Below are 17,680 nucleotides of genomic sequence, written 5' to 3'. Positions count from 1 at the left end.
GATAACATCCTTGTTAAATTGTTTATATCTGAAATAGTTCATACAGAAGACTCCTTTTTGTTAAAATTATACTATAAATTCAACTTTGCAACAGAACCTTTAATTTTATTATTACTCATATATGCTCCTTTAATAAATAATCAATTTCGAAATCAGATTATATAAATATATCATATGATAATATCCAAAGAGACTACTTAAAATATTATCTTTTTGCATTCCTATGCACTATGATGTTATAATACATTTAACGAAGATTATATGCATATATGCACCAATCCCCTCACTATTTGCGGTAGTGAGGGGATTTTTTGATGCGGCTTAACGTCGCCTTCTATTTATTGCGTTTACTACTAAGCCAGTAAGTAAAATACGCAACTGCACAGCCACTAATGACTGGTGCAATGATGTGAACGAAGATCATAAGCATATGAAGCACCTCCTTCCGTCGAAAATATCGCCGGAAGTTAAGGCGACTCTATTATTATATCATCTGTAAACACGTAAGCATATCTACTTCCGATAAGTTGAATTATGTCGCCCAAATCTAAAATAGATATACTTATAATAAAACAATACAATTTCTAAATTTTCCCGCATACATTGTACATGTAGTATTTATAATTACAAAAAAGCCAACATGTTACCCCATGAGTCCGTTCGAAAAACGGTAGTCTTTCAGTAAATCGTAAATAACCATTCTACCTACTCGGTCAAAAGTTGGGAATGGTTATTTTTTAGTTATTGCTCACTACTTACTAGTACAACGACTCTAAGTACAATCATAATCAAACATGCTATATCATAGTCTAATCTTGTTAAATCGATTAAAAATCAATATAAATCCTTTGATTTTGCATATTTAAGTTATAACCTTATTAACATAATTTTTTAAATATACACACAACAAAATATATATTATGATATTGTGTTTGTTAGATGTACATAGCAAATTAAAATTTCAAAATATTAAAAAAGGGGTAATAAAATGAATATTAAAAAGTTCTTGCTTATTTTAATGACTTTGGTTTTAGTATTTAGCGCTAGCGCATGTAGCAGTGAGGGAAGTAGTTCCGTAAAGCAAAAATCAAATACTAGTGAAGAAGAAACTCTCCCACCAATACCAAAACAAGCGTTCTCTTCAAATAAAACAAACCAAAATATTAGTGGAAAAGAAATGAGGAAAAGCCTTAAAACTTATTTAAATACATATGATAGTATATTCAAAAACGCTGAGAAAATAAGAAATAAAGATAACTTGACTAAAAAAGAATCAAAAAAACTAAATAAATTAACTAAACTAGCAAATGAAAATGATGATAACTTTTCTAAGTTTATAAAAAATAATGATTTACCTCGAGGATACAAAGAAGGAACGCTTAAAACAAAAAATTATATTACATCAACCAATCAATTTCTTAATAAAATAAACAGTCATATACAAAAACTAAATAAACATTCTGAATCCGATGATGTTTCATTAGAAGATGCTAAAAAACTAAATAAGATTAATGATCAATATAAAAAAGAAGTTAATGGCAAAAAACAAAACGAAGTTGATAAGTTTTTGAAAAATAAAGACATAAAAACTAAAGTATTTAAATAATTGAAAAAGATAAAGTAAAGGAGTTTATATATTATGTAGTTGCGTTTTTCAGTACAATTAATTATGTCTATTTTAATGTTTATCTTTATATATCAGCAAGTAAATCAAAGTCATTAAGATTTTTGGTTTATTATTTATTTTTTAATATTTATGGCAGTGGTTTTATTTTGGAAACCTTCCTACAACAAAAAATAGGGTAGACGTATATACTAAGAAAACTATTTTCTAGTGAGAGGTATTGGAAAGAATCAATTTTATAAAATTGAGAATTATAGGGTGATAAATATTAAAACTAAACTTTTTAAAGCACTTAAAGATGCTATGATTATTATTTTAATTATTCTTTTAATAACAACACTATTGGATTATATGAGTTTAAATATTAATCTTAATCAATTCGGTAATAAGATTGGAAATTTAGGTTTAGTAAATATCTATGAAAATAAGAATTTAAATGGCTTGTTATCATTAGGTTTCATATTAGCTAGTTTATCTTTTATTTATGATATGTTTTTTAAAAAAGCAACAACAGAAGTTGAAGAAAATGGACGGGAAAACTGAAAAGAATATCTTTTATAAAAAGAGTGTGCATTTGCACACTCTTTTCTTGCGCATTTGATAAAATTTTAATTCAATTACATTTTATGAAAGTTGAGACGCTATGAGAAGCATTATTTGCATTCATAGATATTAAATCAAGATAATTTTTTTAACATTTGTTGAATCAAAGGACGTCCTTAATTCATACATTTTTTCGCAGCTTGAATCACTTATGCTTGTCGACTTTTTATTTTCAATAACTAAAAACGATTAAGCTTTCCCAATTATAAATAATGCAATTTTCTTAGCTAATGTTTCCTTCTCTACCGTATTATTACTATCAACTAACTGTAATGCACCTTCATGAATCATTTGTGCAAAAATAGGAACAAATATGGCTTTTTCTCTATCTGCATAATTGTCGTTCAGGCTCTCTGATAAAACAAGTTTCAATTCTCTTAATATTTTTTCTCTCATTTGAGGTAATGCTAACCCAGCATAGCTGCTTCTGCATTCAATATTAGGTTCTTTATAAAAATCATGAACTGCTAAAATGAGTTGGCTTATATTTTCTTGATTAAAAATCATATCAAATGAGATATAGTTTTTAATAGAAACTGTAGCAAAATCCTCCATAATATAGTCTATTAGATCATATTTATCTTCAAAGTGCGCATAAAACGTAGCTCTGTTTACTTGAGCGCCTTTTGTGATATCTGCTATTGTTATTTTCTCAAAATCTTTTTTATTAACCAAACTAAAAAAGGCATTAATTAATGACTGTTTCGTATGTGTCATTCTCAAATTTTTTACTTTTTCTGCCATTTGAACCACTTCCTCAACGATTTAAAAGTTTTGTTGTTATAGCAACATTTAAGTATAGTTTGTTGATTGTTAAATCATATTACTGACTGTATATTTTATTTATAGCAACGTTTTGTTGCTTTAATATATCACAAACAAGGAGCTGCTTAAATGAAGACGTTTGTTATTGTAGGCGCAGGTACTGGTTTAGGACTATCACTAGCTAAAAAGTTTGGTTCTGAAGGATTTAGAGTAGCAGCTATATCTCGAAATACTGAAAAATTAGAAGTTATTCAAGAAAACTTGAGTAACTTAAACATTGAGGTGAAAACTTTTACAGCTGACATTACAGACTTGGAAGCATTAAAAAAATCTATCCAAGCAATTAAAGTTGAATTCGGTTCTATAGATGTCATAGAGTTTAGCCCTTATGCAAAAGAAGATAGCTTTACAAATATATTAGAAACTACACCAGAGAGTATATCAGAAATGTCAAAAACTTATCTATTCCCATCAATTCAGTTAGTTAACGAAGTTTTACCAGATATGATAAATAAAGGAAGTGGATCAATCCTATTTACAACAGGTGTATCTACAATATTCCCGTTACCTTTTGCTGGAAATGCTGGCATTATAGGAGCTGGATTGCGTAATTATGCTGAAAATCTTTACAATGAGCTGGAAGATAAAGAGATAATCGTAAGACATCTTGCAATAGGAACATTGATAGAACCTGGAACAATAGGTGATCCAGATTCTATTGCAGAGGCCTGGTATGATTTATACAAAGAAAAAGGGAAATTTGAAGAAACCTTTCCAAAAGGCATAAAAAAATTTGATGTTTCCTAAATAGTGTATCGCACTTAAAGCATTTTGCATTCCTACTCACTATGATGTTATAATATAAACAACAAATAGAGTGTTTACATGGTGAACATCGAGCCCGATAACTACGGACATAGTTATCGGGCTCTTTTTGGGGTGTTTGGTTATGTCGCCGTCGGATTATTTATCACGCTTATTTAACCAATGTGAAAACAACGTGACTATAACGCCTACTATAATAGGCGCTATAAGTACTACAAATAGAGTGTTAAACATGGTGTCACTACCTTCCATGTTAGTTAAAACACAGAAGTAGAACGACGACTCTATTGTTTTATCATTGGTTAATATGTAAGCACATCTACTTTCCACAAGTTGAATGATGTTAGTAAAATACGTGATAAATGAAACAACAACAGAAAAATATACAAGATCAAGAAAAAAATGTTAAAGAATATAAAGGTTATTAAAATTAATCCAATACCACTTAAGAGTCTAACAACTAAATCAGGCTTATAGCCCAAAAGAAAACCACCCGCCAAACAAGGTGGTTTTCTTTTTATAAAAATTAAAATATGTCGCACTTATTGTGCACATTCATATGGGTTGAAGTCCAATGGCATTGGTGTAGCAAAACCTAACATGACAAAGTCTTCATCACCAGTGTTGGTCATGCCGTGCGCATCTCCCGGGAATGAAACGAATATATCTCCGGCTTTAATGGGTTTTTGTTCATTATCATTTGTGAAAAATGTACCTTCGCCTTGTAGTACAATCCAAACATCATCTGCATCTTTATGTGTGTGACAAGGTAATGATTGTCCTGGTTTAAGACACCAAACCGCACCAGCTGAATGTCGCGTTTCATAAAATATGGTTTTTTTCGCTGCATCGTCAGAAAAATGTTGTAACTCATTTATTTTAAAAAAGCGATTGGATGTTTGTGACATATTTCTCACTCCTGTCAGTTTACAATATAGTTTGGTTGTTCACCGCTAAGTTGCTTCACTACGTTAGATGCTGCAATATCAGCCATCATGTCTCTTGCTTCAAATGTTGCATTGCCAATATGTGGTGTGATAACTACGTTTTTCATTGATTTCAGTGCTTCAGTAATTTTCGGTTCAAACTCAAACACATCAAGTGCTGCACCTTCAATAATACCTTCTTCTAGGGCTTTTACTAATTCTTCTTCATAAACAATTGGACCTCTTGATGCGTTGATTAAATATGAAGTTGGTTTCATTTTTTTGATCGCATTATAGTCAATCATGTGCTTTAACTTTTCATTATATGCACAGTTTAAAGTTACAAAGTCTGAACGTTTTAAAAGTTCGTCTTGTGAAACATATTCAGCATTTAATTCAGCTTCTTTATCTTCATAACGTTTAGGACCTGAATAAAGCACATTCATATCAAAACCTTTAGCACGTCTTGCAACGGCAGTACCAATTTCACCTAATCCTATAATACCAATTGTTTTACCAGATACTTCACGTCCTCTAAAGAATAACGGTGACCAACCGTTAAATCCTTCATTACGGCAAAGTTGATCTCCTTCAGGAATTCGTCTTGCAACAGCAAGTAAAATACCCATTGTTAACTCTGCAGTTGAATTGGTTGAAGCAATGGGTGTGTTTGTCACATTGATATCGTGTTCACGCGCAGCTTCTATGTCAATATTATTAAAACCAGCACCATAGTTAGCTATGATTTTTAATTTTGGTGCAGTTTCAATAACTTTTCGGCTCACGTTAGTAGATAATAAAGTGATTAATGCATCTACATCTTTAATTTTTTCTATTAATAATGCTTCGGAAATTAGCGTTTCACCAGTATACATATCTACGTCAAAATGTTGTTCAAGTTGATTAAGCCCGGTTTCTGGGATAGAACCAGCGATAAAAATCTTCTTCATAAAATCGTCTCCTCCTATTATGTGAAAATATTCACAATATTTAATTTAAGTTTAGCATTATTTAGTGTTTTGGGTATGTAAAAAATGCCAAAGTATTATATGTATTTTGTGTGATATAGACAAATCATATTTTACATAGAAAAGTGTCAAAAGCTTATAAAATTTCAACTGAAATAGTAGTAATAGTAATGCATATATATTAAATGGAAGTATTGATATATATATGGAAAACCCTTACATTTTAGTGTAATATTATACTAAGAGGTGATTGGTATGGTGAATATAAAAAAGACCGTATGAAAATATAAGTGTTGGATAATGGGCGAATGAAAATGGATAAAAATTTAATGATTGCAAATTCAAACCAGGCGACATTAGATAATCCAAATAAAGAAAATGAACTACATGAATTTCCGATTTATACCGTTTTTATTGATCATCCAGATGCTAAGATATTATTTGATACTGCTTGTAATCCGAATTCAATGGGCGAGGAAGGACGATGGATTAATGCAACACAAAAAGCGTTCCCTTATTTTTCTGATGAATCATGTCACTTACCAAATAGATTAGAGCAATTAGGTGTCGATCCTAAAGATGTGGATATAGTTGTAGCTTCCCATTTACATCTTGATCATGCTGGGTGTTTAGAGTATTTTACCAATGCGACTGTAATTGTTCACGATGATGAATTCAGTGGTGCAATGAAGTGCTATGCGCGTAATCAACAAGAAGGTGCGTACATTTGGAGTGATATCGATGCTTGGATTAAAAGTGATTTGACTTGGCAAACTATAGCGCGAGATCAAGCAAATCTAAACCTTGTAGATGGTGTGAAAGTACTTAACTTTGGTAGTGGACATGCCTGGGGAATGATTGGTTTGGAAATTGAAACTGAAGAGTTAGGAACACTCATCTTAGCCTCTGATGCTATTTACACACAAGAAAGTATGGAACCTAAATTACAACCACCTGGTATTCTTTATGATTCAGTTGGTTGGGCAAATTCAGTGGAATATATTAAGTGCCTTGCTCAAGAAAAGAATGCAGAGATTTGGTTTGGCCATGATGGTAACCAATTTGAATCTTTTAGAAAGTCTACGGATGGTTATTATGAGTAAAGGATGTGTGAAGCAATGAAAACAAAAGCTGCAGTATTATATGAAATGGGTGTTGAAGGGCCATATGAAAAAAAGAAGCCTTTAAAAATAGAAACTTTAAACCTTGATGCCCCTAAACAAAATGAAGTGCTAATTAAAATTCATGCCGCGGGTTTATGTCACTCTGATTTGTCAGTGATTAATGGTAGTCGTCCAAGACCAATGCCTATGGCGCTTGGCCATGAAGCTGCAGGTGAAGTTATAGAACTAGGTGAAGGTGTTAGTGATTTTGAAGTTGGAGATCACGTTGTCTGTACTTTTATCCCTAGTTGCGGTAAATGTATACCATGTCGTGAAGGAAGACCTGCATTATGTGAAAATGGTGCAGCTTCCAATGAGAAAGGTGAGATGATAGAAGGTGGGTTCCGACTATCTAAAGAAAAAGATGTCATACATCATCATTTAGGTGTTTCTGGATTTTCAGAATATGCTGTTGTCTCAGAAAATTCAATAGTAAAAATAGATCCAGAAATTCCATATGAACGGGCAGCAGTGTTTGGTTGTGCTGTCATTACAGGCATAGGTGCTGTTATAAATACAGCTCAGATTAGACCGGGGAGTAACGTAGCTGTAGTGGGTCTTGGTGGCATTGGACTCAATGCTATAATAGGTGCGAGACTGGCTGGTGCTAATGAGATTATTGCTTTAGACATTAACGAAGACAAGTTTGAAATTGCTAAAACTTTAGGTGCAACAGCAGTGTTTAACTCAAGTGATGAAAATGTGATTGATGATGTTAAAACATATGTAACAGGTGGCGCTGAATATGTGTTTGAAACAGCAGGTGTGGTACCTGCAATGCAAGTAGCATACGCGATAACAAAACGGGGTGGTTCAACAGTGACCACAGGTTTACCTGATCCAAAAGCAGAATTTTCATTTCCACAAGTAACGTTAGCTGCTGAGGAGAGGACGATTAAAGGTTCATATGTGGGAAGTTGTGTTCCTGATCGTGATATACCAAGATTCGTGAGTTTATATCGTCAAAACAGACTCAATGTTGATCCATTAATCAGTGATATTATCTCATTAGATCAGATAAATAAAGGGTTTGATCAATTAGCAAATGGCGATGCCGGTAGAATTATTATCAAAATGTCTTAATTAATAATTCAAAATATATAAAACAAAGGTTAAGTTGCGCGTTCAACAAACAACTTAACCTTTTTATAATAGAAAAACGCTGTGAGTTCATATTACATGATACCAATCATTTTCATCCAAATTGATCCTATGCCAATCCAAACGATAAAGTAAACAATACCGAGAATAAAATTCATTGTCCACCAACGTTTTTGGCTTATATAATCAGCAGAAAATAGTATCGGTGCAGGACCGCTACTATAATGTGTTGTTGAAGCTAATAGGTTACCGAAGAAACCTAATATTAAAGCGCTGAATAATGGCGGTGCACCAGCGGCGACAGCGACTCCTAATAGTGCAGCATACATCGCACTAACATGTGCCGTTGCGCTTGCAAAAAGATAGTGTGAATAAAAATAGGAAACAATTAATAATATGAGCACGATTGGCCAACTAAAATTACCTAAGCTGGATGCAATTAACTTACTTAACCAAGGGATAAAGCCCAGTTTATTAAGTTGATCAGCCATTAATACAAGCACTGAAAACCAAATTAATGTGTTCCAGGCGCCAGTTTCATTTAAAATATCTTTCCAATTTAAAACGCCTGTAATGAGTAAGAGTGAAAGTGCAATAAATGCTGTTAATGTAGCATCTATTTGAATGACACTTCCAGTAATCCATAAAGCGAGTGCTATGATAAAAATAGCAATCATAAATTTTTCTGGAATGGATATTTTACCCATTTTCATTAATTCTTTATGTGCCCAGTTTTTAGCATTTGGCGTTTTTTTAATACTGGGTGGATATATTTTATAAATAATGAACGGTACTATGATCAAAGAAATCAAGCCTGGCACAAGTGCAGCTAAGAACCAGTTCATCCATGTTATATGTACATTCGCAGTGCTTTCTGCAAGGTTTTGTGCGAGCGGATTACCAGCCATCGCAGTTAAAAACATTGCAGCAGTAATTAAATTACCTTGAAATTCAGTGAAAATTAGAAAAGCACCCATTTTTCTTTCTGTACCTTTTTTTGGGTCTGAGCCAAATGATTCAGATAAAGATTTAATAATTGGGAACATAATACCACCTGCACGGGCGGTATTACTAGGTGTTGCCGGTGCTAATATAAGGTCTACGCCTACGAGTGAGTACGCGAGTCCCAAGGTCTTTTTACCAAAAAGATTAACGAATTGTAATGCGATACGTCGTCCTAAGCCTGTCTTCACAAAGCCTCTTGAAATAAAAAAAGCTATGACAATGAGCCAAATACTATTATTGCCAAAACCTTGTACGGCATTTTTTATATCAGAGACGCCTGTAATTACCATGACAGTAAAACCTAGTATAGATACAGCTCCAATAGGCATTGGTTGTGTGATACAAGCAATGATCGTTGCCACAAAAATAGCAAACATATACCAAGCTTGTATACTAAGTGAATCTGGTTTGAAAGGGGTGAGCAGCCAAATAAGTATACCGATCACTAAAGGTAAAATGAATTTACGGTACTTTATTGAGTTTTGCATACTACAATTTCCTTCTTTCCATACAGGTTATTTACTACAGTTATTAATTTATACTTATAAAAAAGAGATGTAAAGAAAAAAGGTTATAGACAATTAAATACTGAATGATTCATTTTGTGAATCAAATTATTCGAAGTTTTGAGGTATATTAGAAAAACTAGAAATCAGTTTATGTACTTATACGAAAATTGATCATGGAAACATAGCTAATATGGGGTTTACACACTCAGGAAGTCTTCGGTTTGTCTGCGCGTAATGTGCGCGCATGCTCTAATATATAGTTATACCGTTGCAAAACAGATTTGGATTTATAGTATAAAAAGACGACTGCTTTACAAATTTTAAATAAAGCAATCGTCTTTGTAATTGTTAAAAATTATTGTGCTGTATAGCCGCCGTCAATTACGATTGCTTGTCCAGTGACACTTTGAGCTTTATCGCTAGCAATGAATACAGCATAATCAGCAACTTCTTGAATATTTACAAGTTGTTTTTGTGGAATTAATGGGAATAGTACGTCTTCTAATACTTGTTCAACACTCACATTTCTTGTTTTGGCAAGGTCATTCATTTGGCCTCGAACGAGTGGTGTATCAATGTATCCAGGACAGATCGCATTGACTGTCACACCATCTTCGGCTGCCTCTAAAGCTGTAACTTTTGTTAGACCGATGATGCCGTGTTTGGCACTGTTATAAGCAGATTTGCCAGAAAATCCTACAAGTCCGTTGATAGAAGACATGTTTAAAATTCGTCCGTATTGTTGTTGCTTCATTAGCGGAAGTACATGCTTTGTCATAATAAAAGTACCAACTAGCATAATATCTATCATTTGTTTGAATTTATCAGTTGGAAAATCTTCAATATTTGCCACGTTTTGAAGACCTGCGTTGTTAATTAAAATATCAATTTGTCCATACTGTTTTACGGTTCTATCCACTAATGCTTCTACATCTTTTTCATTAGAAACATCCGCAGTAACACCAATACAATCAAAGCCGTTTGATTTAAATGATTCAACTGTACGATTTAATGCATCTTGATTAATATCGGTAAATACAACTTTTGCACCTTCATTTAAAAACACCTGAGCAATTTCCAACCCAATGCCACTCGCTGCACCTGAAATAATTGCGATTTTGTCTTTTAACATATGTTTGCCTCCCTTTTTATATCATATTTAGCTTACATTTGTTTAATGGATTAGTAAAATAAAGGATTTAATTGTGCTATATATGCTCCTTTTGTGGGAGTTCGATTATAGAAAGACAAACAATTCAATAATATTTATATTTTAATATAAAATAATAGTATAATTCATTTTAGAAAGAAGGTATAATTTAGTGTAGTTAAAATGAATAGGAGGCTAAAGTTATTGAGTAGGAGAGAATATTTTCATCACGTTGATCATCGGAAAAAGCAACAAAACTCTAAATTAACACTGTGGATAACATTTATTATTACACTGATATTTACCATAGTAGAGTTTGTCGGTGCCATACTTTCAAATTCTTTAGCATTGTTATCTGATTCGTTTCATATGTTAAGTGATGTTATCGCATTAAGTTTGTCTATGGTTGCGATATATTTTGCAACGAAAAAGCCTACGTCACGTTTTACATTTGGTTATCTGAGATTAGAAATATTAGCTGCTTTTTTAAATGGTTTAGCATTAATGATTATTTCATTATGGATACTGTATGAAGCAGTTAAGCGTATGATTTATCAACAACCAATTGAAAGTGGTGTTATGGTTATCATAGCCACGATTGGTTTATTCGTTAATATCGTTTTGACAATCGTGCTTGTACGTTCTTTAAAACAGGAAGACAATATCAATGTTCAAAGTGCATTATGGCACTTCATGGGGGATTTATTAAACTCAATCGGTGTTATTGTTGCTGTCGTGTTAATCCATATAACAGGATGGCAGATGATAGATCCAATCATCAGTATCATCATTTCCTTAATTATATTACGTGGTGGATGGAAAATTGCTAAAAATGCTTGGTTTGTATTGATGGAAGCTGTGCCTGAAAAGTTCGATATTGATAAATTAATTGCTGATATGAAAAGTATAAAAGGGATTGATGATGTTCATGAATTTCATTTGTGGAGTATAACCACGGAACACTTTTCTTTAAGTGCCCATGTTGTACTAAGTGCTCCATCTGAGGATGAATCATTTAATGTCATAAATAATGTTTCTAAATTATTGGAAAATAAATACAATATCAAGCACACAACGTTACAAATTGAAAACCTTAGCATCAATAGGCATTCTAAGACATATTATGAAAATTTGAAATCATAACTATTCAGTGTTTGTAGAAATTTAATTTGTTGAATGTATGATTATATAGACAGAGAGAAATATAAAATTTAAACAAGCTTTCATTATCGCGATAGAGAAAAATACCATCTTTTTTATAAAATATGATTAATTTGAAAGAGCTACATCTTCTTAGTTTTAATTTATTGAAATACACTATATAATTTTAAGCAATAACTTAGAAAGGTGTATATGATGGGTCAATATCAAATTACAAAACCATTAAACAATAATGTTATTATTTGTATGCATCAAGAGCGTGAAGTGGTACTTATTGGCAAAGGAATCGGGTTCAATAAGAGACCAGGGATGGTTGTAGATGATGAGACAATGATAGAAAAAGTTTATGCGCTAGAACAGAAAAAGCAACAAGAACATTATAAAGCACTTATTGAACATGCCGATGATTCTGTCATTCAAGCGATTATTGAAGCGATTAATATGATTACTAATACAGATTTAGAAATTGATGATAATCGCTTAATTGTAGCGTTAACGGATCACATTATATTTGCATATAAACGACTCATGCAAAATCAATATATTAATAACCCTTTTGCAATCGAAACGAGACATCTATACCCTGAAGCTTATAAAATAGCTGCTTCAGTTATCTATAAACTCAATTCAGTATTGTCACTTCAATTTCCAGAAGATGAGGTTGGGTTTATAGCATTACATATTGCGTCTAATATGGAAAAGCTAACAATGAGCGAAATGAATAAAATTAATGATTTAATCAGTAAATGTATTCAAATTGTGGAGCATGATTTACACCAATCTATTGATACGACGTCTGTACAATATCAAAGATTTATTAGACATATTCAATTTTTAATTAGAAGACTGAGTATAGGGGAAACGATCAAGTCGCAAACTGAATTTGAAAAGATGTTGAAAGCGCATTATCCGCTGTGCTATAATGTTGCTGTCAAAATAATGAAAATGATGCAAAAACAGTTAGGTGTCACGGTATACGAAGCAGAAGTTATTTATTTAACGTTACATATCAACCACTTAACACAACAATAAATAAGCACGTGTAACTGATTCGATCAGGCATGAGTACTTAGACAGAGCAAAAGCTCAGTTTATTTACTCATGCCTTTTTTTGTGCCTTTGATCTTGTTTTGACGAAAAATAAAGGGACTTATAATATATTATGTTTTGTACATGAACGTTAGATAGTTTCTTGAAAATGGAGGATATATTATGTGGAAGAAATTTTTTGGTCAGCTTCAACGTATAGGTAAGGCTTTGATGTTGCCTGTGGCCATTCTACCAGCAGCTGGTTTGTTATTAGCTTTTGGGACAGTTTTACAAGGAGACGTTTTACAATCTTATCTCCCATTTATTAAAGCAGATGGATTTCAACATGTTGCTCAAATGATGGAAGGGGCAGGGGTTGTCATTTTCGATAATTTACCTATGATTTTTGCATTAGGTGTGGCTATCGGTTTAGCTGGCGGAGATGGTGTTGCTGCAATTGCTGCATTTGTAGGGTTTATGATTATGAATAAAACCATGGGTGCATTTTTAGGTATTACATCAGATAATGTCAGTGATGCTGCTAGTGGTTATGCAAATGTACTAGGCATACCTACCTTACAGACAGGTGTGTTTGGAGGGATTATCATTGGGGCGTTGGCTGCATGGTGTTATAACAAATTCTATAATATTTCATTGCCAAGTTATTTAGGTTTTTTCGCTGGTAAACGCTTTGTACCGATTATGATGGCAACGTGTTCTTTCATTCTTGCATTTCCGATGGCGTGGATTTGGCCAACCATTCAATATGGTTTAAATGCATTCAGTGAAGGTCTCTTAGAATCTAATACAGGTATAGCCGTATTCTTATTTGGCTTTATTAAACGTTTGTTAATACCATTTGGTTTACATCATATTTTTCATGCACCGTTCTGGTTTGAATTTGGAAGTTTTAAAAATGCGGCTGGACAAATTATTCATGGAGACCAGCGAATTTTTATTGCTCAAATCACTGAAAACGTACCACTGACAGCTGGTAAATTTATGGGTGGGGAATTTCCGGTAATGATGTTTGGACTACCTGCTGCTGCTCTAGCAATTTATCATTCGGCAAAGAAAGAAAATCGTAAAGTGGTTGGTGGTTTGATGTTATCAGGTGCCTTAACATCATTTCTTACAGGTATAACAGAACCGTTAGAATTTTCGTTCTTATTTGTAGCACCGCTCTTGTTCTTTATTCATGCAGTGCTAGACGGTTTTGGCTTCTTAATTATGTACTTATTGAATGTACATTTAGGCTATACTTTTTCAGGTGGATTTATTGATTTCTTACTGTTGAACATCTTACCTAATAAGACAGCTTGGTGGCTTGTTATTCCAGTAGGCATAGTCTATGCAATACTTTATTACTTTATATTTAGATTTATTATCAAAAAATTAAATTATAAAACGCCTGGTAGAGAAGATAAAGAAATGCAAAATAATTCTGTATCAGTAAGTGAGTTACCATTTAAAGTTTTAGATGCAATGGGTGGAAAAGAAAATATTAAACATCTTGACGCATGTATTACACGTTTAAGAGTAGAAGTTAATGAAAAATCTCAAGTAGATGTTGAAAGTTTGAAACAACTAGGTGCTTCAGGCGTACTAGAAGTAGGCAATAATATGCAGGCGATTTTTGGGCCGAAATCAGATCAAATTAAGCATGATATGGCACAAATTATCGCTGGTAATATCACAAAACCAGAAGAGACAACGATTGAAAGTGAAGCGATGAATGAATCAGTTACAGTTGAAGGTGAAACGATTTATGCACCACTTAAAGGTCGTACAGTACCGTTGGATGAAGTACCAGACCAAGTATTTAGTGATAAATTAATGGGTGATGGTCTTGCGATTTATCCAGCTAATGGAGAAGTCGTGGCGCCGTTTGATGGTACAGTGGAGCTAGTTTTCCCTACCAAACATGCGATAGGATTAAAATCTGAATCTGGTGTAGAAGTGTTAATTCACTTTGGTTTGGAGACGGTTGGATTGCAAGGAGAAGGTTTTAAAGTCCATGTAGATTCTGGAGATACAATTATAAAAGGTCAATCGCTTATGACTGTAGATTTAGACTATATTAAAACACATGCGAAAAGTGACATTACGCCGATTATCGTAACTAATTCTGGAGAACATGAGATTAAAACAACACATAATGGTGCAGTTGATATAGGAGAAGTATTAATTAAATTATAATATATATAAAACCTCTTAATTCACAATATCGTGTAATTAAGAGGTTTTTGTGTGGACTTAAAAATAATTGATTATGCATATTTTTAGAAATTTATAACTATATTCATTGAAAAATAAGAATAAATATTTGGAATTAATAATTTTAATACAAATCAATCATGGACTGTTTAATTTTTTTAAAAAAATAAACATATAAAGTCTTTTAATTTTTTTATCATGTTGTATAATAATGTTCCTGAGGAGGGAAATATTATGAATAAAAAATATGATTTTGTAACTAATAAATTAAATAAGTATACCATCAGAAAATTTTCTATTGGTACAGCATCTATATTATTGGGGGCTACTTTAATATTTGGCATGAGCCAAGAAGCTAAGGCTGATGAAGACAATTCTGCTCAAAGTGAAGATGTTGATTTAGAATCATCAGAAAAAGGTTCAAAAAATAGTACAGTAAAGTTGCAAGGAGAGGACCTGAATGAGCAACCAAGTGACCTAACTACACAGAATCCAGAAAATTCGACCAATAAAGGATTTACATCAGCATCAGAAGCCAACCAATTAGATGAAGTGGGAAATACTAATTCAGAAGAAATAGAAAATTCAAATAATCAAACAACAAATCAAGATAAATTAGTAGAGAAACAAGTGGGAGCAAAGGAAGTATCTGATAATAAGGAATTATCATTCAAATCAGATAATGAAATTCCAAATAAAGAAGTAGAAAAAAATAAAGTTGAAAAGCAAAACGAAAATCATCCAAGTGGAGATGTACTAGACCAAGAAAATGAAGTTAAAGTAGAAGAAAATATATCATCTAAAGAAGCGGCGACACCTAACTATAAAGAAGAAAATAATAAAAATGAGTTAGTAGAATCTGTAGAAGATACAGTAGTGCCAAATTCTGAAACATCAAGCGCAACAAATAACGTAAATAATGAAGAATATGAAACAAAAAAATCAAGTGCAGAGGTTGCTTACTATTCCAATGATACAATAAAACCAAACTCAAATTCTTTACGTGCTAATACTTCCGATGATGCTAGTGAAACAAAAGGTTCTACCGTGAATGATAAGATTAAGATTGATAGTTTTAATTTTAATAATAAACCTATTAATCCTAATAATAGCGGTTATACAAATATGAATGTGAACTTTTCTATAGAAGGAAATGTTAGAGAAGGTGATTATTTCACTTTTATATTACCGCATAATTTGACTGGAGACGGTGACATTGATTATAGCAATGTTGGTAACGTGATGCAGTTACCCGATATTAAAAACAGTAAAGGGGAAGTAGTTGCAAAAGGAAATTACGATACTATTAATAAACAAGGAACGTACACTTTTACTGATTATGTAAATAATAAAAAGAACATAGCAGGTAAATTTGATATACCTCTATTCACTGATAGAAAAAACACACCATATAGTGGTAATTATCCGGTAGAGTTTAATATAGCAGACAAAACATTTGATTCTTCAATAGATATTAATTATGGAAGTCCAGTATACGGTCAACCAGGCAGTTATGGTGCAAATATTACATCATTTATAACAGAAATTGATAACGCTGAAGGAAATAATAGATATAAGCAAACTGTATATGTAAACCCTAAAGGTAATGACATATATAATTCAGTAGTGACATTAAAAGGATACCATGATGATCCCAGTGAAAGTAGTACAGTATTAAATCTGAAGGATAGTAATATAAGAGTATATGAGGTTAAAGATAATACTAAAATTACTGATAGTTATTACATTGACCCCCAAAATCCAAATTATACTGATATCACAGATGATGTTACGCCATATATAAAAGACAATGGTAATAATACGGTAAGTATTGATTTTGGCAATATAAATAAAACCTATGTTATTACTGTAGATGGTAAATATAATAATAGTGGTAAAAATGTTAAAACAAGAGTGATTGAAACTAACACTGACCGTTTTGGTATCAGAGATAGTGCATACTATTGGGATAATGAAAATATAGTAACAAATGGTTCAGGTGATGCAGACGGCGACGATGACGATACGGATGCGGATAGTGATGCCGATGCGGATAGTGATGCAGATGCGGATAGTGATGCCGATGCGGATAGTGATGCAGATGCGGATAGTGATGCCGATGCGGATAGTGATGCCGATGCGGATAGCGATGCCGATGCAGACAGTGACGCAGATGCGGATAGCGATGCCGACGCAGATAGTGATGCTGACGCGGATAGTGATGCTGACGCGGATAGTGATGCCGACGCAGATAGTGATGCTGACGCGGATAGTGATGCTGACGCGGATAGTGATGCTGACGCAGATAGTGATGCTGACGCGGATAGTGATGCAGATGCGGATAGCGATGCCGATGCGGATAGTGATGCTGACGCAGATAGTGATGCTGACGCGGATAGTGATGCAGATGCGGATAGCGATGCCGATGCCGATAGTGATGCTGACGCAGATAGTGATGCTGACGCGGATAGTGATGCAGATGCGGATAGCGATGCCGATGCCGATAGTGATGCTGACGCAGATAGTGATGCCGACGCAGATAGTGATGCCGACGCGGATAGTGATGCCGACGCAGATAGTGATGCCGATGCGGATAGTGATGCAGATGCGGATAGTGATGCAGATGCGGATAGT

At 33.2% G+C, this 17,680-nt stretch carries 16 protein-coding genes; 9 read left to right on the top strand and 7 right to left on the bottom strand.

Annotation, left to right across the window (positions count from 1 at the left end):
* Positions 1-334: 334 nt before the first annotated feature.
* A complete protein-coding gene (locus CD150_RS13305) occupies positions 335-430 on the bottom strand; it encodes a type I toxin-antitoxin system Fst family toxin (RefSeq protein WP_002441941.1) in 96 nt (31 codons plus the stop codon).
* A gap of 558 nt (positions 431-988) precedes the next feature.
* On the opposite strand from CD150_RS13305, the gene CD150_RS13245 reads away from it, so the two are divergent.
* Complete coding sequence (locus CD150_RS13245; protein ID WP_073344861.1) at positions 989-1,606, top strand: NDxxF motif lipoprotein; 618 nt, start codon at positions 989-991, stop codon at positions 1,604-1,606.
* Positions 1,607-1,882: 276 nt separating this feature from the next.
* Complete coding sequence (locus CD150_RS13240; RefSeq protein ID WP_236588568.1) at positions 1,883-2,167, top strand: hypothetical protein; 285 nt, start codon at positions 1,883-1,885, stop codon at positions 2,165-2,167.
* 249 nt (positions 2,168-2,416) lie between these two features.
* Here the strand turns inward: CD150_RS13240 and CD150_RS13235 are convergent, their stop codons facing one another.
* Positions 2,417-2,971, bottom strand: a complete 555-nt coding sequence (locus CD150_RS13235; RefSeq protein WP_073344858.1) for a TetR/AcrR family transcriptional regulator — start codon at positions 2,969-2,971, stop codon at positions 2,417-2,419.
* Positions 2,972-3,121: 150 nt separating this feature from the next.
* Between CD150_RS13235 and CD150_RS13230 the strand changes: the two genes are divergently transcribed.
* A complete protein-coding gene (locus CD150_RS13230) occupies positions 3,122-3,799 on the top strand; it encodes an SDR family NAD(P)-dependent oxidoreductase (RefSeq protein WP_073344854.1) in 678 nt (225 codons plus the stop codon).
* A gap of 156 nt (positions 3,800-3,955) precedes the next feature.
* Here CD150_RS13230 and CD150_RS13300 read toward each other — a convergent pair whose 3' ends face one another.
* From CD150_RS13300 to CD150_RS13220, 3 genes are all read right to left on the bottom strand, one after another.
* Positions 3,956-4,051, bottom strand: coding sequence for a type I toxin-antitoxin system Fst family toxin (locus CD150_RS13300; protein WP_107526155.1), 96 nt, complete (start codon positions 4,049-4,051; stop codon positions 3,956-3,958).
* Positions 4,052-4,359: 308 nt separating this feature from the next.
* The gene (locus CD150_RS13225) at positions 4,360-4,725 is read right to left on the bottom strand and encodes a cupin domain-containing protein (protein WP_046206904.1); all 366 of its coding nucleotides are present in this window, start codon (positions 4,723-4,725) and stop codon (positions 4,360-4,362) included.
* Between the two features lie 14 nt (positions 4,726-4,739).
* Entirely contained in the window at positions 4,740-5,693 is a 954-nt protein-coding gene (locus CD150_RS13220) for an NAD(P)-dependent oxidoreductase (RefSeq protein WP_103161675.1), read from the bottom strand.
* A 308-nt stretch (positions 5,694-6,001) separates the two neighbouring features.
* Between CD150_RS13220 and ahlS the strand changes: the two genes are divergently transcribed.
* Together ahlS and CD150_RS13210 are read left to right on the top strand one after the other, a co-directional pair.
* Positions 6,002-6,814, top strand: coding sequence for an AhlS family quorum-quenching N-acyl homoserine lactonase (gene ahlS / locus CD150_RS13215; protein WP_438829870.1), 813 nt, complete (start codon positions 6,002-6,004; stop codon positions 6,812-6,814).
* A gap of 15 nt (positions 6,815-6,829) precedes the next feature.
* Positions 6,830-7,957: a zinc-dependent alcohol dehydrogenase family protein gene (locus tag CD150_RS13210; RefSeq protein WP_073344850.1), complete on the top strand. Its 1,128-nt coding sequence runs from the start codon at positions 6,830-6,832 to the stop codon at positions 7,955-7,957.
* Between the two features lie 92 nt (positions 7,958-8,049).
* Here the strand turns inward: CD150_RS13210 and CD150_RS13205 are convergent, their stop codons facing one another.
* Complete coding sequence (locus CD150_RS13205) at positions 8,050-9,468, bottom strand: anion permease (RefSeq protein WP_103161674.1); 1,419 nt, start codon at positions 9,466-9,468, stop codon at positions 8,050-8,052.
* Between the two features lie 376 nt (positions 9,469-9,844).
* Positions 9,845-10,621 carry a 3-hydroxybutyrate dehydrogenase gene (locus CD150_RS13200; RefSeq protein WP_073344845.1) on the bottom strand — a complete coding sequence of 259 codons (777 nt, stop codon included), beginning with the start codon at positions 10,619-10,621 and terminating at the stop codon, positions 9,845-9,847.
* A gap of 201 nt (positions 10,622-10,822) precedes the next feature.
* Between CD150_RS13200 and CD150_RS13195 the strand changes: the two genes are divergently transcribed.
* The 4 genes from CD150_RS13195 to CD150_RS13180 all read left to right on the top strand — a co-directional run.
* Positions 10,823-11,782: a cation diffusion facilitator family transporter gene (locus CD150_RS13195; protein ID WP_073344840.1), complete on the top strand. Its 960-nt coding sequence runs from the start codon at positions 10,823-10,825 to the stop codon at positions 11,780-11,782.
* Positions 11,783-11,995: 213 nt separating this feature from the next.
* Complete coding sequence (glcT, locus tag CD150_RS13190; RefSeq protein ID WP_064209921.1) at positions 11,996-12,832, top strand: glucose PTS transporter transcription antiterminator GlcT; 837 nt, start codon at positions 11,996-11,998, stop codon at positions 12,830-12,832.
* 180 nt (positions 12,833-13,012) lie between these two features.
* Positions 13,013-15,028, top strand: coding sequence for a glucose-specific PTS transporter subunit IIBC (gene ptsG / locus CD150_RS13185; RefSeq protein WP_073344835.1), 2,016 nt, complete (start codon positions 13,013-13,015; stop codon positions 15,026-15,028).
* Between the two features lie 252 nt (positions 15,029-15,280).
* On the top strand, positions 15,281-17,680 hold a 2,400-nt coding region (locus CD150_RS13180), incomplete at its 3' end, for a fibrinogen-binding adhesin SdrG C-terminal domain-containing protein (protein ID WP_206185659.1).

The sequence above is a fragment of the Staphylococcus ureilyticus genome (genome assembly GCF_002902235.1).
Lineage (GTDB): Bacteria > Bacillota > Bacilli > Staphylococcales > Staphylococcaceae > Staphylococcus > Staphylococcus ureilyticus.
The sequence above is the reverse complement of the archived record's forward strand: the minus strand, read 5'-3'. Positions and strand labels throughout refer to the sequence as shown.

Excerpts from the sequence above, each read along its gene's own strand:
- CD150_RS13305 (WP_002441941.1), bottom strand. The coding sequence starts at position 430 with ATGCTTATGATCTTCGTTCACATCATTGCACCAGTCATTAGTGGCTGT.
- CD150_RS13245 (WP_073344861.1), top strand. The coding sequence starts at position 989 with ATGAATATTAAAAAGTTCTTGCTTATTTTAATGACTTTGGTTTTAGTA.
- CD150_RS13235 (WP_073344858.1), bottom strand. The coding sequence starts at position 2,971 with ATGGCAGAAAAAGTAAAAAATTTGAGAATGACACATACGAAACAGTCA.
- CD150_RS13230 (WP_073344854.1), top strand. The coding sequence starts at position 3,122 with ATGAAGACGTTTGTTATTGTAGGCGCAGGTACTGGTTTAGGACTATCA.
- CD150_RS13300 (WP_107526155.1), bottom strand. The coding sequence starts at position 4,051 with ATGTTTAACACTCTATTTGTAGTACTTATAGCGCCTATTATAGTAGGC.
- CD150_RS13225 (WP_046206904.1), bottom strand. The coding sequence starts at position 4,725 with ATGTCACAAACATCCAATCGCTTTTTTAAAATAAATGAGTTACAACAT.
- CD150_RS13220 (WP_103161675.1), bottom strand. The coding sequence starts at position 5,693 with ATGAAGAAGATTTTTATCGCTGGTTCTATCCCAGAAACCGGGCTTAAT.
- CD150_RS13210 (WP_073344850.1), top strand. The coding sequence starts at position 6,830 with ATGAAAACAAAAGCTGCAGTATTATATGAAATGGGTGTTGAAGGGCCA.
- CD150_RS13205 (WP_103161674.1), bottom strand. The coding sequence starts at position 9,468 with ATGCAAAACTCAATAAAGTACCGTAAATTCATTTTACCTTTAGTGATC.
- CD150_RS13200 (WP_073344845.1), bottom strand. The coding sequence starts at position 10,621 with ATGTTAAAAGACAAAATCGCAATTATTTCAGGTGCAGCGAGTGGCATT.
- CD150_RS13195 (WP_073344840.1), top strand. The coding sequence starts at position 10,823 with ATGAATAGGAGGCTAAAGTTATTGAGTAGGAGAGAATATTTTCATCAC.
- glcT (WP_064209921.1), top strand. The coding sequence starts at position 11,996 with ATGGGTCAATATCAAATTACAAAACCATTAAACAATAATGTTATTATT.
- ptsG (WP_073344835.1), top strand. The coding sequence starts at position 13,013 with ATGTGGAAGAAATTTTTTGGTCAGCTTCAACGTATAGGTAAGGCTTTG.